The sequence below is a fragment of the Lysinibacillus sphaericus genome, assembly GCF_006864135.1.
Taxonomy (GTDB): domain Bacteria; phylum Bacillota; class Bacilli; order Bacillales_A; family Planococcaceae; genus Lysinibacillus.
The window spans coordinates 1-26,316 of record NZ_SADV01000029.1 but is presented as its reverse complement, the minus strand read 5'-3'; the positions used below and the strand labels follow the sequence as shown (position 1 = coordinate 26,316).

The window sequence follows — 26,316 nt, the reverse complement described above, 5'->3', positions numbered from 1 at the left end:
TAGAAGGAAAGAAATACTCAGGCAAAGAAAAAGATATCTATGAAGCTGGAAAAATGTTCGGACAATTTCATCTCAGTTTACGGCTTTCAAAAAACGTTTGAATACCGTTTACGTCTTACTCTCTACTTATATTATAGCCCCATCTGATAATTATTTATAGACTACTTTTTCACCATTCCTTACCTTATACTGTTATACGCAAGTCAAAAAAAGTATAAGGGGTGCTTTTATATGAATGACAAAAAAAATATCTTAGATCCCGGTCCATTCTTTCATGGTACTAAATCAGTACTGAAAATCGGAGATCTACTTGAACCTTTGCACTTATCCAATTATCAGGATAAGAAATCTAACCATATATATTTTACTGCAACATTAGACGCGGCTAAATGGGGTGCTGAGTTAGCAAGATCTAAATCAAAAGAGAGAATTTATATTGTAGAGCCATTAGGTGATTTTGAAAATGATCCGAACTTAACTGACAAACGATTTCCTGGAAACCCAACACGTTCTTATAGGTCCATATCTCCTTTAAAAATAATAGCTGAATTAAGTTCATGGGAAAGACATTCCGATGAAGAAATAAATCATATGCTTACATCTTTAAAAAAGTTAAGTGAACAAGGACAAAATGTAATATACGATTGATTCTCACATTACTACAATTCCCGCCAAAGACATGAACTAATGGGGAAATTATAAGAAGGTAACAAGCTGATAGTAGGGAGTAATTTGTAGTACGAATGGGGTGCTTTACTTGAAGAAAATTGGGTTGCGTAAGCAGCTCTTTTTTCTTATTGAACTATCGGAGCAATTTGTTAGAGAGGTTAAAGAAGAAACAGGAATAATCATTGATATTATTGAATTTTGGTGGAGTTTCACAAGAGTTGAAGGGAAATATATGTAATATACGGTCGTTAGGAACACCTATAAATGGAAGTTTAAAAACAAGTAAAGAAAGTTTAGAGGTCGTTTTTTTTAGCATTGAAGATGCATTAAAACTGATAAGAAATGATGACTTTAAAGAGGAATTTTTAAAATGTGTATATAAAGATAATCATCCATTTTTTATTACAATGTAAGTTCACCTGAAGAACTAACTTCATTTATTTTAACTTCAATATTGTTTTCGTTTTTAAAATGCTCAACTGTAACTTGTATTGCTTTTTCTTTAGTATCTGACCATACTTCTTCACTAAATTCCTTTGGCATACCTTGGTCGATTTGAAGAAAAAAATAAGGTATTCCACTATTTATACGATAATCTGCAAATTTATGAAGAATAGATTTCATTTAACTATATATCCAAACAAAAAGGCAGAATTTATCCTACACATTTTGTAGATTAAATCTGCCTTTTAATTTTAACAGCAACAATCTTTTCAAAAACAGCTTAATAAAAAAAGTCACTAATAAAAAATGTAGTGAAACCCAAAAGTTAGATTTTAACCGGAATGATTTTTCCATTCTGGTTTTTCTTTTTGTTCTCTATTTAATTATTTTAAAGGAATACCAAGTCCTAAGGCAGAAGCGATCGATACAATAGAGCTAATAACACCTAGTATACTAGTTAATTTCTCTAATGGTTTTTTAGCTTTCTCTTTATCTCCATTTTCTATATGAGTTTGTAGGAGTTCAAAATTAGCTTCCGCAATCTCTCGTTGTTCCTCAGCTAGGTGTTGAATTTCTTCATGAAGCTGTTGTAAAGCATTGATAATGTCATTAGGCAAGCTAGCTATCCCTTGATTGAGTGTACCATTGTTTTCAATAGTTATATTACCTTTGTTTTCTCCAAAAGTTAAACCACCATATTTACTAGAATCACCCATATAACCATCTCCTAAGATAATAGTAACTTTCCCGAGCTTTGATACTTTCTCTAATAATTGATCAGAATTTTCTTCGGCTAAAATACCGATAATTTCTCTTAAACTCTCAGGTTTATTTTGCTTACTTAACCCGACATTTTCCGTTTTGTTATTAATTTTTTTTTTGAAAAACTTTGTCTGAAATCATCACTTAATTCGATTATTGGAATGGCGTTTAAAGGATCAAAACAGTTTTCTGTACCACAATACTTGCAAGGAATGGAATCAATATTGTCAAGTTCAGATTTATTAGCAGTTAAAATACTTCTACTACATTCCTCGCAGTGAAATTCTAATTTTATAACGAGCGCTTCTTTTTTTTCTAATTCAGATAATGTATCAATAACTACTCCAAGAGGTAAGTTAGTTATTTTTGCAATATAACTATGGTAAAATTTTCCAACCTTACTGATAGCAATTGCCTCAAGTGCATTATCTATTTTTTGAGAAATTTCCCATGGCTTTAAATTGCTCAATACTTTTACCTCGCAGAATAAATTTGGTAAATCAATTTTTCTCTAATATAATCCAATACAGGTTCAGACGCAAATGCATTGAACTTAAATGTCTTTGTATTGACACCGATTCGTATAGAATATTCTTGTTCCACGCCATCAACACTATGTTCAAATAATATGGATCCTTTTTGTTTGGATAGATAAGGTTCTAAATAATTGTATAAAGGTAAACCTCTTAGTTCTCTAATACTACCTAAACCTATTGTTTCAAGACCACTTAAAAGGAGCAACGTAAAAGGTGTTGTTTCTAAAATGCCAGTAATATCTTCGCTATTTAAATTTTGCTCTAGAATGGATAATTCACCATTAGTATAGTATTCGTCAATTGCAGAAAGTATACTCACAATTGATTGACCCTGTGTTTCTTCAAATGTATTTACGGATCCTGCTGGTCTTCCTGTAGCATCAATAAGCCTTCCTTGAAGTGTATCAGCTAAAGACTCAAGAGTACCCCCATACTTCTCTAACAAATCGTGTTGTTTGAATTCATATTTATCATCGACTATTTTAGTTAACCAAGCAATGATTTTTTTGGCAACAGCTGAACTTGCTCGTACTTCAATTATTCCCTTGTCTTCATCAATATAAACTGTTGTTATTTCGTGTTTAATGTATTCTCTTCGGTTAGCTAAAAAGTAATCAACATTAACACCAGTTCTATGAATAAATCTTAAATAATATGCTTGAGAACCTTCGATTTCAGCAGCGGCAATAATCGTAGGATCAATAGGGACATTTTCGCTGTTTGGTGTAACTACTTTTTCGAAAGGGTTAAATGGCATTTTATCAATAATACTTTGTTTAAATCCGATTAAACCAGTATTATTTGTCGCCTGGTACCAAGCTAAAGAAACTGCTCCGGAGAAAATATTATTGCTTATCATTTTAAGAACATCGCCTTCAATATGATCAAAAGAGTTCCACACTCTACTTGCTAATTCATTTACATTGCCAGTTGTTTCTAAAGTCAATTTATTACAAATCTCTTTGAGTTGAGTTTTGCTTAATCTATGCAAGTCTTGGGGGAAAATTAAAGATTTAATTGTATTCATTTAACACCCTCCAGAATTATATTCTGTGTTCGATGAAATTATGTCGTTTTATTAATAAATATAATATTATATGTATAGAATAACCAAAAAATGACATAAAAGTGTTGATTGACATGGGGGTTTGAATGAATTGGAACTTATATGCATCGAAATGAATAAATATCGTTATAGTTCTTTAATCTTTTTATCTGTTTGAGGTTTTTAAAAGAAATAACTACTATTGATTTGAGAGTAGTTAGCTTTTAGGTATCATATTCAATTCATTTTGTGTTAGCTTCCAAAAAGTAGGTGCATTAGTGCTCTCATAGATTTTTTAAAAATTGAATAGGGCGGGAATATCGATACAATTTAGCGTTCCTCTTCTGGTATAATTAACTGCGAGAGAGGATGATCAATATGAGCAAAAATATCGTTGTTATAACAGGGGCTGGTAGTGGTTTAGGTGCAGCACTTGCTAAAAAATATTCGTCTTTAGGCAATCACATTTGTTTACTCGGCCGTACGAAATCAAAACTTGAGAGTACGGCTAAAGCTTTAACCAATGGCTATTCTATTTATGAGGTTGATGTTACTTCGAAACAAATGGTTGCTCAAATAATTCGTTCTATACAAGATGATTTTGGATCAATTCCATTACTAATTAATAATGCTGGTGTTGGCTATTTTGATAAAGCTGAAAACTTGAATGAGGATTCAGTTCATCAAATGATTGATATTAACTTAAAAGGAACAATTTTTTGCACACAAGAAGTACTAAAAGGTATGAAAGAACACAATGAAGGAACAATCGTCAATATCGTTTCTACAGCTGGTTTAGAAGGAAAAGTAACAGAATCTGTTTATTGTGCTAGTAAATTTGGTGTACGTGGATTTACAGAGAGTCTTGCACTTGAATTAAGCGATACCGCTATTAATGTATGTGCTGTGTACATGGGTGGCATGAGAACAGAATTTTGGGACGGTGTGTTTACCGAGGAAAAAACTAAGACATTAATGGATCCTAATGACATCGCGGATATTATTATGGAAAATATTAAACCAAGAAAAGCGTTAGCTGTAACTGAAGTTGTTATTAAAAATAGACGATAATCGTTAACAAAGGGAGTTATGAGAATGTTCATTGTTCTTGTAAAATATGTACAACCATTAGTGTTGTAAACGCTTTTATGCAACAGTACATTGACTTTTTAGATAGACATTAAAGAAGGTCATTTTATCTAAGTTTTCACCATTTATAAAAAAAATTCCAACTAATTGGAAAAAGTATAGCTTTTACATAAAAAACGCCCGTAAGTGCGTAAAAGGCAATGACCAGATACTCAATTCATTTTGAGCCTGGTCATTTATTATTTCATCAAAAATTTTACTCTTATAATTTTAGTATTTTGCCCATATATCATCTTTTTCTCCATGCCAAAGTGCATCTAGAAGAAAGAAATGTAATCCATATTTCGATGAAAATCGAAATATCTATCTTGTACTATATAAATTGAAAGTACGGATAGGAGGAGATAAAATGACTCAAATTGCTAACACAGAGATGATTAATCCCAAAATTCTTTACTACGGGACACCTGTAATTTTATTAACTACGCTAAATGAAGATGGCACAGTAAATATAAGCCCTCTTTCGTCATCATGGGCTTTAGGGGATTGTATTATTTTAGGAATTGGGCTTGGGGGAAAGGCTATTGAAAATTTAGAACGACATCCTGAATGTGTCATTAATGTTCCAGGTCCTTCATTATGGGGGAATGTAGAAAAATTAGCGCCATTTACAGGAAAAATACCCGTTCCTGAGTATAAGAGAGCAAATGGATTCACATTTGAAAAAGATAAATATGAAATTAGTAATTTAACACCTAACGAATCTAAATCAGTAAAGCCTACAAGAATTGCGGAATGTCCAATTCAACTTGAGGCAAGAGTAAAACATATTCGAATCCCTGATTATGCTTCCTTTTTTGCCATTGTTGAGACACAAGTAATACATGTACATGCTCATAAGGAAATTATTGTTAAAGAAAATTATATTGATCCAAATAAATGGAGCCCACTCATTTATAATTTCCGTCATTATTTTGGACTTGGGTACCAGCTAGGGAAAGCTTTTAGGGCAGAAATTTAAATTTTAACGGTCAGCAAAAAAGGTCGGCTCTCATTTTTTTATGGGTAGTTGATCTTTTTGCTTTTATTCAAGATTTTCTATAAGCACGGTACGTTACAAAACTGTCATGTTGTGATGTTATTTGTCATGTAAAACAATAGATATCGTATTAATTCCTTGTTATAGTTAACAAAGTTGTTAAGGAAGTTTATAACCTTGTACCTAGCTTAAAGGAGAAATGAAAATGAAACCATCATTAAAAATCTATCCGTTTATAGTAGTTATGATTGTCATCTTATATAGTATAACGCCTACAATAGCAAATGCAGATTCAACTGAAAAAATTCAGAAGATTGATCAATTTGTTAAAGAACAAAAGGCGATTAGTAAAATTCCAGGAATATCGGTAGTAATTGTTGAGAAGGGGAAAACGGTTTATGAAAAAGGCTTTGGATATGCCGATGTTCAGTCAAAAACACCAGTTACTTCTAATACATTATTTGAACTAGGATCTACATCGAAAGCATTCACAGGACTAGCCATTCTCCAATTGGAAAAGGAAGGCTTACTAAAACGTTCTGATGATGTCCAAAAGTATATCCCATGGTTAAAGTTAAAATATAATGGCAAGCCTCAGTCAATTACTATTAATCAGTTTCTATATCATACAAGTGGCGTCGCTACTAACACTATATTTAATATTCCAAAAAGTAACGAACCGAATGCTCTTGAGTTGACCGTCAAAAAATTGCTTGATCAGCCTTTAAATAGACAACCAGGTAGCTCATATGAATATGCAACACTCAATTATGATGTTTTGGGCCTAGTTATTGAAAAAGTTTCAAAACAACCCTTTGATATGTATATCAAACAGCATCTATTAGAGCCGATTAATATGAAGGATTCATTTGTTGGGCTTCATCAAGTTAAATCTAATGAGATGGCGTCAGGATATAAGATAGGGCTTATGAAAGAGCAGGATTACACACCACCTATCTACCGTGGAAATGTGCCTGCAGGGTATATTATAAGTAACACAAATGATATAGCGAAATGGTTAAACTTACAGTTAGGAAGTAGCCAAATTTATTCGATTGATAAAAAAATTATTCAAGAATCACATACCCCAGATCAATCTGTTGAACCTTTCGATAAGGATACATACTACGCTAGTGGGTGGGGAGTTATAGAAAGAGACAAAAAACAATATTTATTTCATGCCGGCGAAAATCCAACATTTACATCTTATTTTATGATGCAGCCTGATGAACAATTGGGAGTGGCCATATTATCTAATATGAACTCGAGCTATACAACGGCGATAGGTCAAGGTGTGATGGATTTATGGGAAGGGAAAACGGTTGATACTGTTCATTCTGATAACCTTCAGAAGCTTGATAAAATTGTTTCGCTTCTATGCGTTATTGTAGTAGGCTTTGGGATGTTTTTAAGCATTCTATTGTTACCAACCTTGAGGGAAATTATTAAAAAACAACGAATTAAAGTGGCTTTAAATATGAAAAGGACCTTATTATTAATCTTGCATTCTATAAGTGTTGCAATAATCTTTGCACTTATCAGTATGTCCCCAAAAATTTTATTAGAGGGATCAAATTGGACGTTTATTAAAGTATGGGGTCCAACCTCAATCACTGTGTTATTTTATAGTGTTATAGTGGCAAGCGTGATTTATTTATTATTGGGGATAGTTAAGATTTTCACCAAAAAGCAAAATGAATTAAAAATGTAGAGATTTGATTGTTTATGAAAAACATGGTAAATTGAGAATAACTTTAGGTAAGGGGGAGAATCCAAATGAAAAAAAGATCAATACGTTTTTTAAGTATGGGTATTGGATTCTCAACAGCTGTTTTTTTCTAAAATTGAGTTTTAAGGGACGAGTCTGCCCTTTTTTAGAAAATACAAACCTAAAGGAGAATAACTATGAATCATAAAATAACACGCAAAAATCCTATCCAAGTACCTAGCCCAGTTGGCAATTACAGTCATCTTACAATAATCCCTAAGAATGCAACAATGTATGCATTATCTGGACAGATTGGAGTAGGGGTTAGCGGTGAGTTGCCATCATCACTATCTGAGCAGGTTAAAAATACGTTGAAAAATATTCAACTTATATTAGAGGCAGAGGGACTTAATGCAGACAATGTGGTGAAGGCCAATATTTGGGCAACAGAAGAAATTGATTGGGATGACTTCGATCAACAATGGGAATCGATGTTTGGAAATCCCTATCCTTCTATGACGATAGCCTATATTACAGCTTTAGGACTCCCCGATATTAAATTAGAAATAGATATTTGGGCTGCTAAATAAGCAGACTACCGACAAAATCTTTATGATTTTGTCGGCTTTTTATTTACAGTAAATAGAAAAAAGGTCACTTTTCCTAAGAAAAGTGACCAAAAAGTAAAGAATTAATGATGGGGGTGTGTGTCTTGCCCATTGTCTGAGCAAGTTGGAAGCGAATTAGGTACATTACTATTTTATGAAGAATTAAAACTAATTGTTAGGTATTTGTCATTTTAAGTTTTTTGGTTAGGAGCGTTCCTTAAAGTTAGAAGTTTTTAGCAATGAAGGTACTGTCCAATAAGTACCCATTCGCCACAACCATTCTAATGGTCCAAATTTAAAGTATTTAAGCCAAATTTTGCTAAACAGTAATTGGAAAATGTAAATGCTTATGCAAATCCAAAGAGATTGGATAAAACGAATATTGCCAATAAGGTCAAAAGCATTGCCAATTAGTAAGATGAGCGCTGTTTGCCCTAAATAATTTGTTAATGCCATTCGGCCATAGTCTTTTAATGGTGAAAGTAAGGTCTGCCATAAAGGAAGTTTAAGTAATAACATTAATAAACCTACATAAAATGCCGATACAAAAGGGCTGAATTGAAGACCGATTAATGAAAATTTTTCAATGTTTGTCATATGTTCTGTCATTTCATCCGTTGTCATATTGTCAATGTTCACCATTGCCTCGGGGACATAATTCCATTGATACAGCAAGCCACCTATGCTAATCATGAACATAATAAATGTAAAGGTTAATATGCTTTTACGATTGTCATGGATCTTTTCAAAAATTCGATATTGCCCAGCAGCTAATCCTAGTAAAATTAGTGGAAACGGCATAGCGATTTTGATGCCATGATACGCTGTTACGGCTAATAGGATAAGCCCTAAAGTGACGTTTATTTCTTTACAAACTTTGTAAAATGGTAAAGCAATTAGCCCGAAAATTGCATAGACGGTTAATGCTTCTCCAGGTTGGAAATAAAAATGTACAAGCCCGATTAACAATAAAATAATAATTCTTCTAATAAATAAAAGATAGGCGTTATTATTTTTAGCCATTGCTCGGGAAATAAAAATATAAAATCCTACACCAAATAAAAATGAAAAAATCGAGAAAAACTTCCCTTCCACAAATAATATTAAAAATCTATTATATGCAATATCTATAGATGTGTCCGGTGTTTTAATCCATAATAATGCCGGAATATTTACTAAAATAATGCCTAATAAAGCAAATCCTCTTAAATAATCTAATGTATCAATTCGTTTGTTTAATTCAATTGGTTGCATGTTTTCTCCTCCTCACTTACAAAGTATAAGAAAATTATCCATAAAGTAGTAACGATAAATGTTACGCCAATCTTACAAAATCGTCATATAACATTAATCATTTTCTGGATATATAGATAGGATGTCCTTTGCCTGCTGTCGTAAAATATTGATTAATTCTTTTGGTTCTACAATTTGAGCATGCATACAAAGTCGATAAAAGAGGGGACTTATAAAATTTAGTTCACCTTTGTCTATCATGGAATCGATATAGCCTGTGCCATCTTCATTGATGACGACTAAGTCTTCAAGGTTTGGTTCGCTTTTGCATTGTCGTACACCTTCTCTTGATAATAGTACATGTAAACGAATGGGTTGTTTAATCTCATAGGTGTTGCCAAACCACTCCTCTAGATTAAAAAATTCCTCTTTGTTTTCTTCGCTTTTTACGATAGAAAGAATACGATCTACACGAAACAATAATATTTTTTGTTTCGTGAAATCAAAGGCGGGCATATACCATAATCCATCATGTGCGTAAACACCAATAGGATGAATATGTTTCGTTGTTGTACCCGATTTAGATTCATATTGAATATGTAGATTTTTGTTTTCAATAGCTAGCTCTAAAACAGCTTTCAATAAAGGTGTTTCAATCGCGCGTTTAGGATTCCAAAACGCGATATAGGATTGAAGTTTATCCACTTTCCGCTTCGCCGCCTCCTGAAGCGAGTTATAAAGCTTATGAGAAGCGGACTTACTTTCCGTATTAAAAGGTAAATCACGATAATAGTGCAGTGATTGAAACGCAAAGAAAATTGAAACGGCTTCATCTTCTGTAAATAAAATAGGGGGAAGAAGTCTGCTCGATAGAACAGTATAGCCACCGTTTCGCCCTTGTTCAGCGTAAATAGATAAGCCCATATCACTTAAATCTAAAATATATCGATGGACCGTACGAATCGATATATTGAATTCATCAGCAATTTCCTGAGCGGTAAATTTCTTTTTTGCACTAACAAACAGTAGGATATCTAATAAACGTTGTGCTTTTGACATTTTCTCACCTTTTCTTTTAATCATGCCAGTAGTTGTCATGTATTGTGTATAGTATAAATATTGTTCATGATTTTTACAAAAAAGAAAAGGAGATGACAGTATGTCACGAGAAATTATTTTATTTATTGCGACTAGTTTGGATGGATTTATTGCGAAAGAGAATGATGATTTACAATGGCTAGAAGAAACAGAGGGGGAAGGGGATGCTGGCTATTCAGACATGTATCAATCCATCGATACTATTATTATGGGCAAGAGAACGTATGATTACGTTGTAGACCATATTGAGCCTTTTCCATATTCCGATAAGAAATGTTATGTATTCACAACATCACGATCTGGTAAAAACGAACATGTTGAGTTTGTGAATGAAGAAGTTGTAGCGTTTACGAAAAAATTAACGGAACAGGATGGCTCAAAAATTTGGATGGTAGGTGGAGCAGAAATTCTTGATGCCTTCATGAAGGAAGCGTTAATAGATGAAATTATTATTACAATGACACCGCATCTTTTAGGCTCTGGAATTCCACTGTTTAAGGATCATAACCCATATCAAGATTTGAAGTTAGTCAATACACAACGCTATGGGCAAATGGTGCAAATGCATTATGAGGTGAAGAAAGAGGCTGAATGATAGCCTCTTTTTCTGTTTTTAGTCATGCGAATGGTAGATTTCACCCATGATACCCTTCATTTGATGCGTACCTGTATCAGTATTAGTCATCATAATAAGTCCTTGTTCGAGGTGTGGATAGGCGACTAGCATACATTGAAACCCAGTACCCCAGCCAAGAGAAGAAAATTCGAGCTTTTCGCCCGTGCCATCTAGAAATACCCCAAGGCCCGCCCATTCTTTACATCCTTGTGGGCGGCACAGTTCATTTAGTTGTTTTGTCGTAATGCCGATTTTACTTTGTCCTTTAACAACTTTCATTACATCCAGTAATAATTTTGTTAAATCGCTTGGAGTAGTCCATATACCACAAGCTGCAATATAAGGGTAAATAGAATAGTTCCCTGGAATTAATGCCCCATTTCGATCGTGACCACATGCAAAATTATCTAAATTTGATGTTGAAAGAGAAGTAGAAAAAGTACTGTTCGTCATGCACAGTGGTTTAAAAATAATATTGTCCATGAGATGAGAAAAAGGTTTTTGTGTTATATCTTCAATTAATAATTGAATAAGACAAAAGCCTGCATCAGAATAGTGAAATTCACTTTCAGGCTCAGAAGTCACTTCGATTGAAGTTGCGCAATAAGGAGTTGTACCATTCAATATTTCCACCAAGAACGGTATTTCGTGAAAAGATTTTAGTTCCATAAAACTGCCATCAGGGTCCACAATACCAGATTGATGACATAGTAAGTTGCGTAATGTAACTTTTTTGTGCTTTGTCAATGGATTGTCAGGAATTTTCCATGAAACTAATTTTTTATTAACATCTTCATCTAAATCTACCATCCCTTGCGCCACTAATTTCATCACTAAAATACTTGTTAGAAATTTACTGATCGAGCAAGCATTAAAAACGGTATGTTCATTAACTTTTTTACTCGGTACCTGCCTCCAGAACACCAAAATGACCTGTGTTACTGATTTTCCCCTTATCGATAGCTACTAGACTTAGGCCAGCAATACGGTAATACTCCATGCGTTCACGAATGTTTATCATCTACTTAGCTCCTAATTTTTTCTTAACTATAACAGAATGTCGAAACTGGTGTTCGTTTTTTCGTTTTGTTTTAGTAAACGTGCGTGTACAATCATTGATGGACTATCTTTTGTAAAGTCATTTTTGTTCCATGATCCATATATGTGTAACACTTCGAACCCAAGTTGTTCTAATAGCCTCTTCATTTCCATTGGATATGTATAGCGAAGTCGAATTGAATCTTCGAAGGTAGCGTGTTCTAGCTTATTTATAGAACGGCAAGTTAAGATTTGTGTGATAGGGTCATATTCTTCACGATGCTGAATAGTTAGTTTTCCACCTTCGCTATTGACTGAACTTTCTTCGTATTCATCTACGATAGACAGTTCACTTAGAATAGTGTTTCTCGTATCGAATACAAATTCTCCTCCTGGATGTAAGTGCTTTTTAACGGAATGGAATAAAGCATTTTGACTTTCATTACTTAAAAAATGTTGAAATGCATTTCCTGTCATAAAGACAAAATTTGATGTGATTGGTAATTGAAGCTGTGTACAGTCTTGCACAGTAAAATGTATATTAACATTCTCCTTTCTCGCTTTTTCAATTGCCAATTGCAGCATCCCTTCATGGATATCTACTGCATAAACATTGAATCCCTGCTTGGCAAGCGGAATAGCTAATCGGCCTGTGCCACAGGCTAATTCAATTATCGTATCGTTATTTTTGTTAAGAAGATTTTCAATAAAATATAAATCCACGTTATAATTTTCATGAAGTGCATCATATTCAATAGGGTTATTATATTTCTGCAAATTTCCATTAAACTCATTTTGATACATATAATTCAACTCCACCAATTATATTTTTATTTGAGATATATTATGTAATAAATCCAATATTCACACAAATCGGACCATGCCATGAATATGGTATTTATTTCCAAGTATTCCAATCAACTGATAAACTGACATCACTAAATATTGGTGATGAGTTACATAATTAACAAACTATAAAGAATAGAGGGGATTCGTTTGAACAAGAAATTTCCACGCAAAATACATGTCATAGGCTCTGTTGCTAGTGGGAAAACAACTTTTGCGAAAGAATTATCCACGAAATTAAACATACCATATTATGAATTAGATAATGTTGTTTGGATAAGGCAAAATTCCGGTGATATTAGAAGGACCGATCAACAAAAAGTGGATTATTTACATAATATTATTCTTACAAATGCGTGGATTATTGAGGGCGTTCATAATGAGGACTGGGTAGCACAAAGCTTTTTGAATGCCGACTTAATTATTTTTTTAGATACAAATGATTTCATCAGAATCTATCGAATAATAAAAATATTTACGCTACAAAAACTCGGTTTGGAAAAATCCAATTACAAACTAACTTTTGCAATTTTTATTAAAATGTTTAAGTGGAATCATTATTTTGAGGAGATTGGCAAACCTAATTTTTATCACAAATATGGAGTATATTATGACAAGCTATTGGTCGTAGCAAGTAAGAGGCAGATTCTTTAAAAAAAGCATATCCAAAAATAATGGATACGCTTCTTCCGTGTACATTTTAAGCATTTTTTTTCGTTCTCGGTGCTCGTTTTCTTGTTGCTGGCTTTTTTGTTTTTTCTAGTGAGGCTTGAAGAGCTGTCATTAAGTCCGTTACATTATCAGGTACTGGACGTTTATCGCTTGTCGAGATTGTATTTGTAGCTTTTTTCTCCTCTATAAGCTCCATTAAAGCATTGCGATAGTCATCTGTATATTTTTCAGGATTAAATTCTGTTGTTAATTGATCGACTAACATGAGTGCGGTTTCTAGCTCTTTTGGAACAATGTTTTGTTCATTTGGAATACTTGGAACATCACCAACACTCCTTACTTCATCAGGGTAATGAATCGTTTCCATCACTAAAGCGTTTTGATAAACACGGACAATGGCTAATTGCTCTTTTGAACGGATAATAATTTTGGCCACACCTATTTTTCCAGATTGTTCTAATGTTTGACGTAATAGGGCATAAGCCTTTCCGCCAGTCGAATCAGGGGATAAAAAATAAGTACGTTCAAAATAAATAGGATCGATTTCAGTTAATTTTACAAAATCAATGATTTCAACTGCCTTATCTTCATTTTCCTTCCGCAAGTTCTCTATTTCTTCTGGATCTAATACGACAAACTTATTTTTGGCATATTCATATGCTTTAACAATATCCTCATCTTTTACTTCTTGGTTACAGCCTTCACAAACCTTTTTATAGCTAATAGGGGTATGGCATTCTTTATGGAGTTGTCGTAATTTAATGTCTTTATTTTCAGTTGCAGCATGAAGTTTTACTGGTATATTGACAAGACCAAATGAGATGCTGCCTTTCCAAACTGTATGCATTTGTATCACCTCGTTTTTTCTTACTATGATATATTTTGCTTATTTTTATGTATCTTAAAGTGAAATCGTCAAAAACTGAAGGTAAAAAGCAAAGTAGGTATTCAAATGAAACCAATGCTATTAAAAGAAGTGCTCGAAACGCCTATCGGTGAGGAATGGATGTACGAAACAAAATATGATGGATTTAGATGTATGTTAGTATGGGACGAACAGCCGATGCTAATAAGCAGAAATGGCAATAACTTAACTCACCTGTTTCCAGAGATACTTGATTTTTGTAAAAGCATATTTAATCACATTAAAAAGTTTTTACCATTAACATTGGATGGTGAATTAGTTTGTTTAACGAATAACTTTAAAAGTGATTTTTCACTTGTCCAAAAAAGAGGGCGGATGCAAAACAAAGAGGTTATTGCTACGCATGCAAAAGACTTTCCTTGTCATTATATTGCGTTTGATTTACTGAGCTATAAAGGGGAGTCGCTGAGCAATAAATATTTAAAAACACGCAAACAGCAACTTTCTAAGCTTTTTACAACTTTAAAGCTCCCGGCGACTGTCAATTATGAGGATTCATGTCCTTTGCAAGTGATTAACTGTGTGGAACATAGTGAGCCTCTTTGGCAGGCTATTAAGATTTACAATGGAGAGGGAATGGTTGCAAAGAAAAAAACGAGTAAATGGATAGGTGATACACGCTCGACCCATTGGTTAAAAATAAAGAATTGGAGATATGTAACCGTCATAGTGACGAAATATGATCATGGAAATGGTTATTTTCATGGCAGTATTTATCAACAGGGAGTGTTAGTTGAAGTAGTTATTTTTAAACATGGAATGTCAGAGGAAGAGCGGAAAACACTCATAGCATTTTTTCAAGCAAATGGACAGAGGAAAAATGAAACATGGGAGCTGGAGCCATCCATTTGCCTTGATATTGCCTGTATTGATTTCGATGGAAGCAAATGTCGAGAACCGCGTTTCCATGCATTCCGACTGGAGATGTTGCCAGAGGACTGTCATTGGCAGCATATGCAACGTCAACTTTATCCTATCCCTGATTCGGTGCAGATTACGCATCCTGAGAAGCCTGTTTGGCCTGAAATCGGTATTACGAAGGATGATTATTTGTATTATTTGCAAATGATTTCTCCGTATTTGCTTCCTTTTTTGCGAGACCGACCACTTACGTTAATACGATTTCCTCATGGAGTGCCTGGTGAAAGCTTTTATCAAAAAAGTAGTCCTGAGAAAATACCTGCATTTGCTTCAACAGGATGGATGGACGATATTCATTATCTTGTATGCAACAATCTTGAAGCATTACTATGGTTAGGTAATCAGCTTGCATTAGAGCTGCACATACCATTCCAAACATTGCAAACTGAGCATCCGACTGAGATTGTTTTCGATTTAGATCCTCCTTCTGTTGAGCAATTTTCACTTGCTGTTACCGGGGCACTGGATTTAAAGGAAATTATCGAATATTTTAAGCTACAATCTTTTGTTAAAACATCAGGAGGCAAAGGCATACAGTTATATATACCGTTACCCGAAAATGCCTTTACTTATGAAGAGGTGCGAGTATTTACTGAATTTGTTTGTCGTTTTTTATGTGAGCAAAAACCGGAATTGTATACGATCGAGCGATTAAAGAAAAATAGACATCAAAAATTATATTTAGATTATGTGCAGCATGCAGAAGGCAAAACGATTATTGCTCCATACTCGACTCGTGGCAACGAAAAGGGGTTAGTAGCAACGCCATTACACTGGGAAGAAGTCAATGAGCATTTAACACCAGACCTTTTTACTATTCCCGCCGTTCTGGAGCGAATGAAAAATGTGAGCAACCCATTTAAAAATTTCCGTCAAGTAGGGGAAAGTCAGGATTTTAAATTAGCTTTAGAGCGTTTAAAAGAGCAATGATGTGCTTACTATGTATAACCAGGCTGATAGGAGCAAAACTTCGATGTAAAGGAACAAGCGTCGGCATTATTGTCGGTGCTTTAATAGCTTTAGTTTTGTTTAATAAATCGAAAATTAATGTTAAATTACTTATAAGGTTGAGTTTACTTATTATTTCTGTTCGTTAAATTGGTGATTTTTTAGCGAAGATTAATAAGAAAGGGGGATAACTATTATGGTTTATCAAGCAAAAGCAAATATTTTTTTCACAATCATTATGTTTTTATTGGTTTGGATATTTGGCGCTATATCACTTCTTCCGTTCATCACATCTTTATCAACTGTTTTTATTATGTCAACGGCCTTTATTGTTTCAATAGTTTTTATTTTTTTGTACGCAAATTCGATTAAGTTTGTTTTCTGTGAAAATTATCTTTTAGTCAAAGGTGGGCCATTCAAAAGTAAGATTCCGTATCAAAGTATAACAAGGGTTTCTCCTACGACAGATAAGTATACTGGTTATCTAATTTCATCATCTGATAAGGGGCTGGAAATATTTTATAAAACGGCAGCCAATGGTCGTATAAAAATTTTACCAGAAGATAAAATGAAGTTTATTTTAGAGTTAAAAAAACGATGTCCTAATGCACAGATTTCGCAAATTCAAAAATTTGAGTAATTAAAACCTATGCAAATGAAAAAGGTATGAGGTGAAAAATGAAAATCGAATTTTATGATATTGGTTCAGTAAATGAAGAAGAGTTAGGATTTTCTGTGATAAGTGCTTGTTATCAGGGACAATGGGTTTATGTTAGACATTTTAATCGGCAATCTTGGGAGATACCTGGTGGTCACAGAGAACCAGGTGAGATGATTGATGAAACGGCAAAAAGAGAGTTGTTTGAAGAGACTGGATGTAAAGAAATTAACCTATCACCAATCTGCGATTATTCAATGGATGATTCCTTAAAAAAAGTTTATGGAAGATTATACTTTGCAAGGATTAAGGAAATTGGTCAATTACCTGTTTCTGAAATTGATGAAGTAAAACTTTTTAGTAGTCTACCAAAATTTCTAACATATCCTGAGATTCAGCCCAGGTTATTTAAAAAAACACTTACTTTTATAAAGACTATGGAGATTTGTACTAAAGAATAAGAATGAGGAACTATATTTATTTAGGTTCCCTTGTAATTTTTTTATTAGTTTTTTTAATTAATGCAGGTTTGAAGGGGAGGTTGGTTTTATTGAATTGACAATTCCCTTAGTCGATAACTGTTGAAGAAAAAAGAACATAAAAGAAAACAGAGAGGATTACTCCTCTCCAGTTAAGTCTGCTTTAATTTTGGGAATTCTTTTTCTCTAAGTAATCCAGAATCCCCATAGACGAAACAATGGTATCGAATGGGATTGTTTGATAAACCGGATGATTTTCTGAGATGCCATTTTCCTGTAAGTAGTTATACAAAAGTTCCTTCAAGCGAGTATCTAAAAATTGTACTTGTTCTTTAAAATTGCTAGATACCGTTAACGCCTTTTTCCCCTCAGCTAAAAATAGCGGTGTCCAGTAGCGCACTTGTCTATAAGCTTCAGCTGGATTTTTATAAGCACCGAAATGACCGAAATACAATTCTGAAGCATTTAATTTTTCATAAAGCTGGATAGACTGCTCCATTGTATCTGGATCATACTGATTCGGTGAAGTGGAGGGAATAATTAAATCAATGGATTCGTTCTCCATTTCCGGATAACGTACACCAGTAGTATCTCCTACAAACAATCCATTCGTAGCAGAATAATGCATAGATACATGATGCCTTGCATGACCTTCTGTATGATAAAACGTTAACTGATGTTGACCTAAAGATAGTACTTCCTCATGTCCAATTTCTATAATGCGTTCAGCATCGATAGGAACAATTGGATCAAATAGACGATCGAATTCTGCTCCATAAACACTCTGCGCACTTGCAATTAGACGACTAGGATCAACCATATGAGATACACCTCGTGGATGTACAACGAATGTTGCATTTGGACAGCTTTGTAAAAACAAGCCTGCACCTCCGGCGTGGTCTAAATGGATATGCGTAACGATTACATATTGAATATCCTCTAGAGAAATATGTAATTCATCTAAACCTTCTACTATAAATGGCATAGAAGGACTGGCGGAAGTCTCGATTAATGCAATTTTTTCATCGATAAGCAAATAAGAGCTTGTACGCTGTTCCCGATTTAAATCGTGTGTATCAATACAATAAAAATTTGGTGCAAGTTTTTGGACTCTCCCCATTAAATAATCCCCCTTTTATTTTCGAAACGTATTAAAAATTCTCTAAAACGCATTTTTTATCTACAAAAAGTAGTTGTTATACTTTATAATAATAGTAAAATGCAATGAATGTCCATTCATTTTTTAGGGGGACTATTATGGAGAAAAATATTCGTTACGATACAAGAAAAGTCCATCGTGTTAATTTAGCCATTATTTCAATTTTGGCTGTTTTAATTTGTGGACCGTTGATACTCTCAAAGGGCATTATGTTCTTATTTGTTGGACTAGCCGTTATGGCATTAGCAGTTTGTAATTACTTTTTACCAATTAACACGTATGTTAAAGGCTTTATTTTTGGAATGATTCCTTCAAGTACTGTTTTTGCTTTATTTTTAGTTGATAGTTTTTCATTAAATAAACATTATATTTTACTTTGTTCGGTGGCCATTATCGCCCTTTATTTTAAAAAAGAATTACTTGTATTTTTTGGTGTGCTGACAAATATCTGCTTTCTGATTCTTTATATGGCTAATTCGAAATCATTATTAGGGCCATTTGATGATATGACTGTATTTATAACGCTATTTGCGATAATGAATGGCGTCATTATTGCATTATATTTAATCGCTAAATGGGGCAATGAACTAATTGAACATGCTACAATTCAACAAAATGAGGTGAAGGCGTCATTAAATCAGCTTGAAAATACGTTTCAGGAAATTGAAAAAAGTAGTCAAGCGTTGGATGAACACGTTACACAATTCCAACAAACAATGCAGCAAATATCTGGATCAAGTAAACAAATTCTTATAGCTACAGAGGATATTTCCGAAAGCATTCAGCAGGAGTCATCTAGCTTGCAAATGATTCATGGCACGATGAAGGAATCTGTGCATTTTGTCAACGAAACATTCTCAATTTCAAAGGATACTATTTCTAAATCTACTGAATTGCAGCAAGAGATACTAGTAGGATGGGAGAAAATGCAAGATGCGATGGTGCAAATGGGCGTTATGAATCAAGCGATGAGTTCTACAGCTGAAACTGTGAATGAGTTACAGACAAGCTTGAAAACGGTAGATAGCTTACTAAATGGTATACGGCATATTGCAGAGCAGACGAATTTACTTGCTCTTAATGCTGCAATTGAAGCGGCAAGAGCGGGGGAGAATGGTAAAGGATTCGCCATCGTTGCTGATGAAGTACGGAAATTAGCGGAAGAAAGTGCTACTATTACGGTAAGTATTACGAATGTAACGAGAACTTTGTTCGCAAAATCCACAGAAGCTCATCAACGCTCTGATGACGGTGAAAAAGCGTTACAACAAGGGGAAATGCTGTTACAAGATGTAAGCAACTTCTTTACTATTTTAAAAGATTCATTTTCAAAGTCTAACTTCGATTTAACAAGAGGAATGAATGAACTAAGCAGCGCTATTTCGCAGTTTGAAACAATCCGATTACAGATTGAAAAGCTTAATGATATGACCGAACAAAATGCGACTTCCACAGGTGAGATTGTACACTCAGTGGAGGACGAACATAATATGCTAGAGATGATGACGAACACAACTAGTCGTATTCAGGAATTAAGTGATACATTAAAGTCGCTTGTTATGAAAAAGGAAAGGGAATCTTTTTAAAACGAGAAGCCTATAAAGGTTATTAGTAGACTAAAAGAGACTGTGACATAATTATATTTCCAAGAAGAAAATAAACATCAGAATAGCGCAAGAAATCAACGTTTTTAAATTGATTTCTCGCGCTTTTTGAGGTTTTTAATAGCTTTAATAATTGGTATCGTAGTTACTCTCGTAGGTATCATTACAACAATACTATTTACTAAAATTTGAAAATATTTGATAATACAAAAAAACGGGTCGGCCCCGTATTGTTGATGTTTCTAACAATTTGGAGGTGCAGGTTTTTAAAGCCTTTGATTTCAAACCAATGAAAGTGTGCACTTAAAATACCATCCATCTATTCGACATTTGGCGTTTAAAATTGACGAAGAAGACCTTGAGCATGTATAAGAGTGGTTGTCTTCAACTAAACAGCAACTTCTAGTTCTATCAAATATTCCACATGCTAATTCATTAGAATTAATTACACCCTTGAAACTAGATGATGTTGAGAGCTTTGATGAAATGTCTCTTGAAGAGTGGAAAAAAATTATTCCTTGTAGCGTAATTTGCGTAATTCTTTAAGTAGTTTTATTATAGTAAAGAGCCTTACACCATGGACGGTAAGGCTCTTTCTTTTCCTTGAAGAAATAATGCACTATTTCATTGTTACATTTTTCATTTCATTACTGGCATGGTTATATTTAAAAACGATGGCAAAAATGATGGCCAAAACGAGTGTATACGCTCCAAAGAACAACCAAATATATTGCCAATTCCTTATTCCGTCAACTGTAAAATAATCAACTACTTTTCCACTAATAACAGCTCCTAAATAGGCACCTATGCCATTGACCATTGTACTAAATAATCCTTGAGCACTACCACGAATGCGGTGGTCGACTTCTTTTTCCATAAAAATGGCTCCCGAAATATTAAAGAAATCAAAGGCGCAGCCGTAAACAATCATTGATAATAACAATAAGAAAAATCCTCCGCCAATTGGGTTTCCATACCCAAAGAAAACAAAACGTAATGTCCATCCCACCATACTGATCAGTATTACATTTTTAATGCCATACTTACGTAAGAAAAATGGAATGGTCAGAATAAAGAATACCTCTGAAATTTGTGACACTGATAATAAAATAGCTGGGTATTTTACCGCAAAGCTATTTTTATAATCAGGGTTTAAGGCGAAGTCGTGTAAAAATGGATCACCAAATGTATTAGTAATTTGAAGCGCAACACCTAATAGCATTGCAAAAATTAAAAACAACGCCATTTTTTTATCTTTAAAAAGAACAAAAGCGTCTAGTCCCAAAAGGCTTACCAACGACTTGCCCTTAACTGCATTAGAAGTTGGGCAGGCAGGAAGTGAAATTGTATATAGTGCAAGTAGCAACGAAGAGCCGCTAGCAATAAAAAGCTGAATATTACTTAATTCAATTTTGGCAAGACTAATAATCCACATCGCAAGAATAAAACCAATTGTCCCATAGACACGAATAGGTGGGAAGTCCTTTACAACATCAAGTCCTTTGTCTTCCAGGTAAAAATAAGAAATTGTATTCGATAAAGCAAGTGTTGGCATATAAACGATTGAGTTAAAGAACATTACCCAGAACATCATTGAAGGATCTGAAATTTGAGCAGCAAAAAATAAGGTAATCGCACCGAGGAAATGCAATATTCCGTATAACACATTTGCTTTTACCCACCGATCTGCAATAATACCTATAAGGCTAGGCATAATAATGGCTGCAAGCCCGTTAGAACTATACACGACTCCAACTTGTGCACCAGTAAAATGCAACGTATTGATCATATAAGAACCAAATGTAACAAGCCAAGATCCCCAAATAAAAAACTGTAGAAAAATCATTATTTTAAGACGCAATGTTATATTCATTTTTTCCTCCTTTAGAAAGTGATGGAGTTTTATTTACTTTGTGATGTTCTGCGCTAATGTTGCTATTGAGTACGCATTTATTGAAGTAGGAGAAGTTACTGTTTTAGACTTTAGAACATACCTACAGCATTTGCTCCTAATGACAGATTCATACGAATTTTATTGGAGTTTCTTCTGTTGATTCTTAGATAAGAATTAACAGAATTGTTTTGTGTAAATCGCGGCAATGTATACGCTTTTCACGAAGATGCCAAAAACGTGAAAAAATACTGCAAGGAGGATTTTACCTTTATTAAACCAACATCTGTATATTCGTTTCTAAAACATGTACTAGCTATTAAATTTTTGATGTGCAATCTAGTTGCTACATAATATAATTATTGAGTGATGTAAAAACTTAAAGTTTAGGAGTAGGTACAATGTTTATTATGGCAATATTGGTCACTTTAATTTTCGGTAGTTTTTCTTACATGTTATTAAAGTTTCCAGAAGATTTTTTAAAAATGAGTTCCTTTTCAGATAAATTTACTAAGAAACCATTTTTAAAAAAGTTCGTAAAGTTTACGGGCTGGTGGTTTTTAATACTAGTGGTAGGCGTGTGGATTATAGCAATCATCTCTTTATTTGAATAAAATTATGAGAAGTAGTTGAAAATCATGGCTGATAATGAGGATTGTCATTTTAACACATATTTTGGGGAAACTAAGGGATAACATTTCTATACATATTGATCGTAACTTTTTAAAAATAGTGATAATTTTTTCCGCTTTCCAATTACTTCTATATACGCAGTGCGATATATATACAAATTCGCACTGCATTTTTTGTAAACGAGATTACTGTGTATTTTTTGGTCGATCATTTTAGTAATGATGTGATTAATAATAAAATCTAATCACTTTACGCCCGAGTGCAGAACTTGAAGCGTTGTTTGAGTGACAAAAAGAAGGAGAAGGAACACGCAGCGAAATTTTGTTTTTTGGGAAGAGTTTGGCCTTCCAAAATCAAAATCATTCCCGTCGAAAAGATGGCTTGTCAGTTACACTAAAATATTGACAGTCCCTTCAAACTTTTCACTGACTGCAATTTTTAACCTACAATTTAATTGATTGTTAAAATTAATAAATTTATAAGGAATGAGTAAGGAAAAAGAGAAAATCAGTTCGTACAATTTAAAGTAGAAACTGGGGAAATTACATAGTGACAATTCCCTGTTATTGGTGTTTTAGCATACGAAGCAGAGAGAAATGCCTCGGTATGAGGGCTGAGGTGGCTCAAACAACGCCTGCGCAAAGCGTTCTCACAAAGTGTGATGTGTAGGGAAGTACATATTTTGGTGAAGAGCTATATGTAAACTTTGAATCTAAAAAAGGGAGAACTTTATATGCAATTAACCGATATAGGTACACCGTTTTTTATAATTTCTATCAATAGTATCTATTGTGATTGGACTATGCCTGATTTTTTTTTGTCTTGTAAAGCAAAAAAATCATAAAAAAAGTACGCTAGCGACATGTTGTATTGTTTTAGGATTTTTAATTATAAGTACTCATACAATTCAAATCATTGCGAGAACAATTTAATGTTATAACAAAAATAAAACAGCTAAGCTAGTACAAAAATTGTGATTGCTTCATCAATATCAAAAAGCCGATTTCTCAGTATTCAAATTGAAAAATCGGGCTTTTTTGTTCCATGAATTTAATAAATACAAAATGACTAAATAACTTATACTTCTTGAACATTAGCACCTGTTACTAAATAGCCCAGTTCACATGGAAAGTTCTTTATGTAAAAAATTTATGATCGAATCGTTTACCTTTTTAGCATGGACTTTTTTAGTGCCAGAGATTTTATTTTCATGGGAGTTGATTAAGAAAAAGGTTGTTATCTCTACCCTTTTTGATGTCGAACTCCGTCAGATTATTTTATTATGGGCAAAGTCACTTGGTTTACCCAATCCTGAATGAATCGCTCTTGATGTGCGTTCAAAAGTGGTAGGTCATCGCGAGTGAAGAACCTATGTTCATGACTTTCTTCTGTTTCATGAATTAATTCTCCTAAAAAACAACTTGAATGGAAAATGATCTGGATGCTGAAGACCTTATCTCCATTCGGATATTCTGCAAATCCTTCTCCTCCTGAATAAAGACCAAACAACTCTAATTGTTCAACTATCAATCCTGTCTCTTCAAATGTTTCGCGGACAGCAGTTTCAAGAAAGGTTTCTCCAGGCTCCATAACACCGCCTGGGATACCCCAAACATCCCGATCTTTTCGATGTTGTAGTAAAATTTGATTCTCTTGTTCAATAATAATTCCACAACCAACAGTCATTAGCACTTCATTTCCAATTAACTTACGAATTGTTTGTATGTAGTTCATTATTTCCCCCTTAAATCATTAATTTTTATTTATTCTTGTAAAGTTAATACGATTATTATTCCTATAAGTTTCAATTTTCGAAAATTTTTATTAAATTTAACTGCCCCATTAGCCATCCATGTAGTGTAAAAGCTAGCGTTACACCACAGAAGATGAAAATATATTCAGAACGGGTATTGAATACTAAGTATAGTGCCTTGAGTCCTTCCGTTAATCTGACTCCAACGACCTCGGTGTATCACTGACTGTCGCTCCCTCACAGGAAGCACTCATAGGAGATTCATCCTACTCAGGTTGCTGCACCAGCCTCTAATTTGATTGGCCGTAGAAAGGATGTTTCTAATGGAAGTCATCATTGAACGTGCATGTGGTATGGATATTCATAAGGATTCGATTACCGGATGTATTATGACACCAGAAGACAAAGTGATTCAAACCAAAACGGTTTTTCTATTGCAGTTAATTGCTTGAATTAAAGAACATGGTTGTACGCACGTAGCTATGGAAAGTACAGGTGTATTTTGGAAGCCTATTGTAAACATATTCGAGGCTGAGAATATCAAATTTTTAGTTGTAAATGCCCAACATATCAAAGCGGCTCCCGGTCGTAAGACTGATGTTAAAGATGCGGAATGGATCGCCAAGTCTCCCTGTAAAGTTGTAATATACAAAGGGAATCAAAAATGTACTTGGTTAAACAGGCATTTTCGTACATATTTATTTCAACGTTTATACTTAAGTAATAGTAAGGATTGAAGAGGGTTTGTTTCTATAATTAAGTGTTTTGCTATTAGTATAACTATATTAAAGTGAGAGACAATATTTTGGCTTAAAGGTTGAAGTGGGCTACTTTCTTAAATATTCCTTAACAGGAATATTCTAACTGAGTTATATTGCGATTAACAGGATCATAAAACCTGTGCTGATGTAGATGATAATTTACCGGCGACCATCATTTTACGAGGTGAGCGACATGTCAGGGAAAGTTCCAGGAGTAAACTTAACGACGTTGAGTGCTTTGTCTGAACCAAACCGCATGAATATCGTCGAACTCCTGCGCCATGGTCCTCTAACCGTGGGTGAGATTGCCAACCAACTGGGATTGAGGCAACCTCAAACTTCAAAGCATCTAAAAGTACTTAGTGACAACGGGCTTGTGGAAGTGCATGCTGAAGCTAACCGTCGAATCTATAAGCTCCGGCCCGAGCCATTCCAAGCGCTGGATTCTTGGATACAGTCCTTCCAGGGTGTAATGCAAGAAAGATTCGATAATTTAGATGAATATTTGAAAAAATTGCAGAAAAAAGAAAAATCATAAAACCATTTCATCATCAAGGAGGAACTACCATGTCTAACAATTCAATGATATCAAGAGTAGAGAACGATCGCGTACTTATATTAGAGCGCGTTTTCGATGCACCACGAGACTTACTATTCAATATGTTTAAAGAGCCAGAACATCTGAAACATTGGTGGGGTCCGAGAGGATGGGAAATCCCAGTCTGCACAGTTGATTTCCGTCCGGGAGGAGTTTGGCACTACTGTATGAAGTGCGTTGATGAAAACCTAGGTGACTTTTTTGGTATGGAAGCATGGGGAAAAGGGGTTTATAAGGAGATTATTGAGCCTGAGAAGATCAGCTATATCGATTACTTTTCGGATGCTGAAGGTAATTCGAATGACTCCATGCCGTCGACCGAGATTACATTGGAATTCGTCGATTTGGGAGGAAAGACTAAGCTGATAAATCGTGCAGAATATGTGTCTGAAGAGGCCCTTAAGACCGTTATGGATATGGGTATGCTACAAGGCATCGCAGAAACTTGGGACCGTTTGAATGAGCATGTGCAGTCGCTATAGTAAGGGTTCATCACCAAAAGTTGTGGATGACTTTTGTTAAAACGTCTACTATGTAAATAGTTGATTGGAGTGGAGACTGGGCGACTCCTCGGGGATCAGCG

26 protein-coding genes and 2 pseudogenes are annotated in these 26,316 nt (G+C 34.2%); 16 read left to right on the top strand and 12 right to left on the bottom strand.

Translation table 11 applies throughout. The features are described from left to right. Positions 1–231 precede the first annotated feature (231 nt). Both arr and C7Y47_RS25885 read left to right on the top strand, forming a co-directional pair. Complete coding sequence (gene arr, locus C7Y47_RS21615; RefSeq protein WP_142510635.1) at positions 232–648, top strand: NAD(+)--rifampin ADP-ribosyltransferase; 417 nt, start codon at positions 232–234, stop codon at positions 646–648. Between the two features lie 109 nt (positions 649–757). Next, positions 758–907 carry a hypothetical protein gene (locus tag C7Y47_RS25885; protein ID WP_255505293.1) on the top strand — a complete coding sequence of 50 codons (150 nt, stop codon included), beginning with the start codon at positions 758–760 and terminating at the stop codon, positions 905–907. A 164-nt stretch (positions 908–1,071) separates the two neighbouring features. Here the strand turns inward: C7Y47_RS25885 and C7Y47_RS21605 are convergent, their stop codons facing one another. The 4 genes from C7Y47_RS21605 to C7Y47_RS21590 all read right to left on the bottom strand — a co-directional run bounded on the left by C7Y47_RS21605 (position 1,072) and on the right by C7Y47_RS21590 (position 3,438). Then, positions 1,072–1,293 (bottom strand): hypothetical protein, encoded by a 222-nt coding sequence (locus C7Y47_RS21605; RefSeq protein WP_142510634.1) that lies wholly within the window; start codon positions 1,291–1,293, stop codon positions 1,072–1,074. Positions 1,294–1,496: 203 nt separating this feature from the next. Beyond that, complete coding sequence (locus C7Y47_RS21600; protein ID WP_142510633.1) at positions 1,497–1,829, bottom strand: hypothetical protein; 333 nt, start codon at positions 1,827–1,829, stop codon at positions 1,497–1,499. Positions 1,830–1,954: 125 nt separating this feature from the next. Next, positions 1,955–2,344, bottom strand: a complete 390-nt coding sequence (locus C7Y47_RS21595; RefSeq protein WP_142510632.1) for a hypothetical protein — start codon at positions 2,342–2,344, stop codon at positions 1,955–1,957. A gap of 5 nt (positions 2,345–2,349) precedes the next feature. Beyond that, positions 2,350–3,438, bottom strand: a complete 1,089-nt coding sequence (locus C7Y47_RS21590) for a hypothetical protein (RefSeq protein WP_142510631.1) — start codon at positions 3,436–3,438, stop codon at positions 2,350–2,352. A gap of 396 nt (positions 3,439–3,834) precedes the next feature. Here C7Y47_RS21590 and C7Y47_RS21585 point away from each other — a divergent pair, with 396 nt between their 5' ends. The 4 genes from C7Y47_RS21585 to C7Y47_RS21570 all read left to right on the top strand — a co-directional run bounded on the left by C7Y47_RS21585 (position 3,835) and on the right by C7Y47_RS21570 (position 7,882). Then, positions 3,835–4,527 (top strand): SDR family oxidoreductase, encoded by a 693-nt coding sequence (locus C7Y47_RS21585; protein ID WP_142510630.1) that lies wholly within the window; start codon positions 3,835–3,837, stop codon positions 4,525–4,527. Between the two features lie 427 nt (positions 4,528–4,954). Continuing rightward, on the top strand, positions 4,955–5,566 hold the full coding sequence (locus C7Y47_RS21580; protein ID WP_142510629.1) for a flavin reductase family protein: 612 nt from the start codon (positions 4,955–4,957) through the stop codon (positions 5,564–5,566). A gap of 217 nt (positions 5,567–5,783) precedes the next feature. After that, on the top strand, positions 5,784–7,295 hold the full coding sequence (locus tag C7Y47_RS21575) for a serine hydrolase domain-containing protein (protein ID WP_436970132.1): 1,512 nt from the start codon (positions 5,784–5,786) through the stop codon (positions 7,293–7,295). A gap of 194 nt (positions 7,296–7,489) precedes the next feature. Then, a complete protein-coding gene (locus C7Y47_RS21570) occupies positions 7,490–7,882 on the top strand; it encodes a RidA family protein (protein ID WP_142510627.1) in 393 nt (130 codons plus the stop codon). A gap of 222 nt (positions 7,883–8,104) precedes the next feature. Here the strand turns inward: C7Y47_RS21570 and C7Y47_RS21565 are convergent, their stop codons facing one another. Together C7Y47_RS21565 and C7Y47_RS21560 are read right to left on the bottom strand one after the other, a co-directional pair. Further along, positions 8,105–9,154, bottom strand: a complete 1,050-nt coding sequence (locus C7Y47_RS21565; protein WP_142510626.1) for a DUF418 domain-containing protein — start codon at positions 9,152–9,154, stop codon at positions 8,105–8,107. A gap of 93 nt (positions 9,155–9,247) precedes the next feature. After that, the gene (locus C7Y47_RS21560; RefSeq protein WP_142510625.1) at positions 9,248–10,192 is read right to left on the bottom strand and encodes a helix-turn-helix transcriptional regulator; all 945 of its coding nucleotides are present in this window, start codon (positions 10,190–10,192) and stop codon (positions 9,248–9,250) included. A 100-nt stretch (positions 10,193–10,292) separates the two neighbouring features. Here C7Y47_RS21560 and C7Y47_RS21555 point away from each other — a divergent pair, with 100 nt between their 5' ends. Beyond that, positions 10,293–10,826: a dihydrofolate reductase family protein gene (locus C7Y47_RS21555; RefSeq protein WP_142510624.1), complete on the top strand. Its 534-nt coding sequence runs from the start codon at positions 10,293–10,295 to the stop codon at positions 10,824–10,826. 18 nt (positions 10,827–10,844) lie between these two features. Here the strand turns inward: C7Y47_RS21555 and C7Y47_RS21550 are convergent. Together C7Y47_RS21550 and C7Y47_RS21545 are read right to left on the bottom strand one after the other, a co-directional pair. Then, positions 10,845–11,868, bottom strand: a pseudogene (locus C7Y47_RS21550) (serine hydrolase domain-containing protein). A 26-nt stretch (positions 11,869–11,894) separates the two neighbouring features. Continuing rightward, positions 11,895–12,689, bottom strand: coding sequence for a class I SAM-dependent methyltransferase (locus C7Y47_RS21545; protein ID WP_142510623.1), 795 nt, complete (start codon positions 12,687–12,689; stop codon positions 11,895–11,897). A gap of 192 nt (positions 12,690–12,881) precedes the next feature. On the opposite strand from C7Y47_RS21545, the gene C7Y47_RS21540 reads away from it, so the two are divergent. Further along, positions 12,882–13,385: an AAA family ATPase gene (locus C7Y47_RS21540; RefSeq protein WP_142510622.1), complete on the top strand. Its 504-nt coding sequence runs from the start codon at positions 12,882–12,884 to the stop codon at positions 13,383–13,385. A gap of 46 nt (positions 13,386–13,431) precedes the next feature. On the opposite strand, the gene C7Y47_RS21535 is transcribed toward C7Y47_RS21540, so the two are convergent. Beyond that, positions 13,432–14,250, bottom strand: coding sequence for a Ku protein (locus C7Y47_RS21535; protein ID WP_142510621.1), 819 nt, complete (start codon positions 14,248–14,250; stop codon positions 13,432–13,434). Positions 14,251–14,355: 105 nt separating this feature from the next. Between C7Y47_RS21535 and C7Y47_RS21530 the strand changes: the two genes are divergently transcribed. From C7Y47_RS21530 to C7Y47_RS21520, 3 genes are all read left to right on the top strand, one after another. Beyond that, entirely contained in the window at positions 14,356–16,179 is a 1,824-nt protein-coding gene (locus tag C7Y47_RS21530; RefSeq protein ID WP_142510620.1) for a DNA ligase D, read from the top strand. A gap of 214 nt (positions 16,180–16,393) precedes the next feature. Next, positions 16,394–16,837 carry a PH domain-containing protein gene (locus tag C7Y47_RS21525; RefSeq protein ID WP_142510619.1) on the top strand — a complete coding sequence of 148 codons (444 nt, stop codon included), beginning with the start codon at positions 16,394–16,396 and terminating at the stop codon, positions 16,835–16,837. A gap of 38 nt (positions 16,838–16,875) precedes the next feature. Further along, a complete protein-coding gene (locus tag C7Y47_RS21520) occupies positions 16,876–17,316 on the top strand; it encodes an NUDIX hydrolase (protein ID WP_142510618.1) in 441 nt (146 codons plus the stop codon). A 181-nt stretch (positions 17,317–17,497) separates the two neighbouring features. On the opposite strand, the gene C7Y47_RS21515 is transcribed toward C7Y47_RS21520, so the two are convergent. Next, on the bottom strand, positions 17,498–18,454 hold the full coding sequence (locus C7Y47_RS21515) for an MBL fold metallo-hydrolase (protein WP_142510617.1): 957 nt from the start codon (positions 18,452–18,454) through the stop codon (positions 17,498–17,500). Positions 18,455–18,591: 137 nt separating this feature from the next. On the opposite strand from C7Y47_RS21515, the gene C7Y47_RS21510 reads away from it, so the two are divergent. Beyond that, positions 18,592–20,079, top strand: coding sequence for a methyl-accepting chemotaxis protein (locus tag C7Y47_RS21510; protein WP_142510616.1), 1,488 nt, complete (start codon positions 18,592–18,594; stop codon positions 20,077–20,079). 637 nt (positions 20,080–20,716) lie between these two features. Here C7Y47_RS21510 and C7Y47_RS21505 read toward each other — a convergent pair. Beyond that, the gene (locus C7Y47_RS21505) at positions 20,717–21,970 is read right to left on the bottom strand and encodes a nucleoside permease (protein ID WP_142510615.1); all 1,254 of its coding nucleotides are present in this window, start codon (positions 21,968–21,970) and stop codon (positions 20,717–20,719) included. 419 nt (positions 21,971–22,389) lie between these two features. Between C7Y47_RS21505 and C7Y47_RS21500 the strand changes: the two genes are divergently transcribed. Further along, positions 22,390–22,602: a hypothetical protein gene (locus C7Y47_RS21500; protein WP_255505292.1), complete on the top strand. Its 213-nt coding sequence runs from the start codon at positions 22,390–22,392 to the stop codon at positions 22,600–22,602. A 1,291-nt stretch (positions 22,603–23,893) separates the two neighbouring features. On the opposite strand, the gene C7Y47_RS21495 is transcribed toward C7Y47_RS21500, so the two are convergent. Further along, entirely contained in the window at positions 23,894–24,355 is a 462-nt protein-coding gene (locus C7Y47_RS21495) for an NUDIX hydrolase (protein ID WP_185903562.1), read from the bottom strand. Positions 24,356–24,697: 342 nt separating this feature from the next. Between C7Y47_RS21495 and C7Y47_RS26330 the strand changes: the two are divergent. The 3 genes and pseudogenes from C7Y47_RS26330 to C7Y47_RS21480 all read left to right on the top strand — a co-directional run. Beyond that, positions 24,698–24,997 (top strand): annotated as a pseudogene (locus C7Y47_RS26330) (IS110 family transposase); the annotation flags it as partial. A gap of 331 nt (positions 24,998–25,328) precedes the next feature. Continuing rightward, a complete protein-coding gene (locus C7Y47_RS21485) occupies positions 25,329–25,673 on the top strand; it encodes an ArsR/SmtB family transcription factor (RefSeq protein ID WP_142510613.1) in 345 nt (114 codons plus the stop codon). A 29-nt stretch (positions 25,674–25,702) separates the two neighbouring features. After that, positions 25,703–26,215, top strand: a complete 513-nt coding sequence (locus C7Y47_RS21480; RefSeq protein WP_142510612.1) for an SRPBCC domain-containing protein — start codon at positions 25,703–25,705, stop codon at positions 26,213–26,215. Positions 26,216–26,316: the final 101 nt, after the last annotated feature.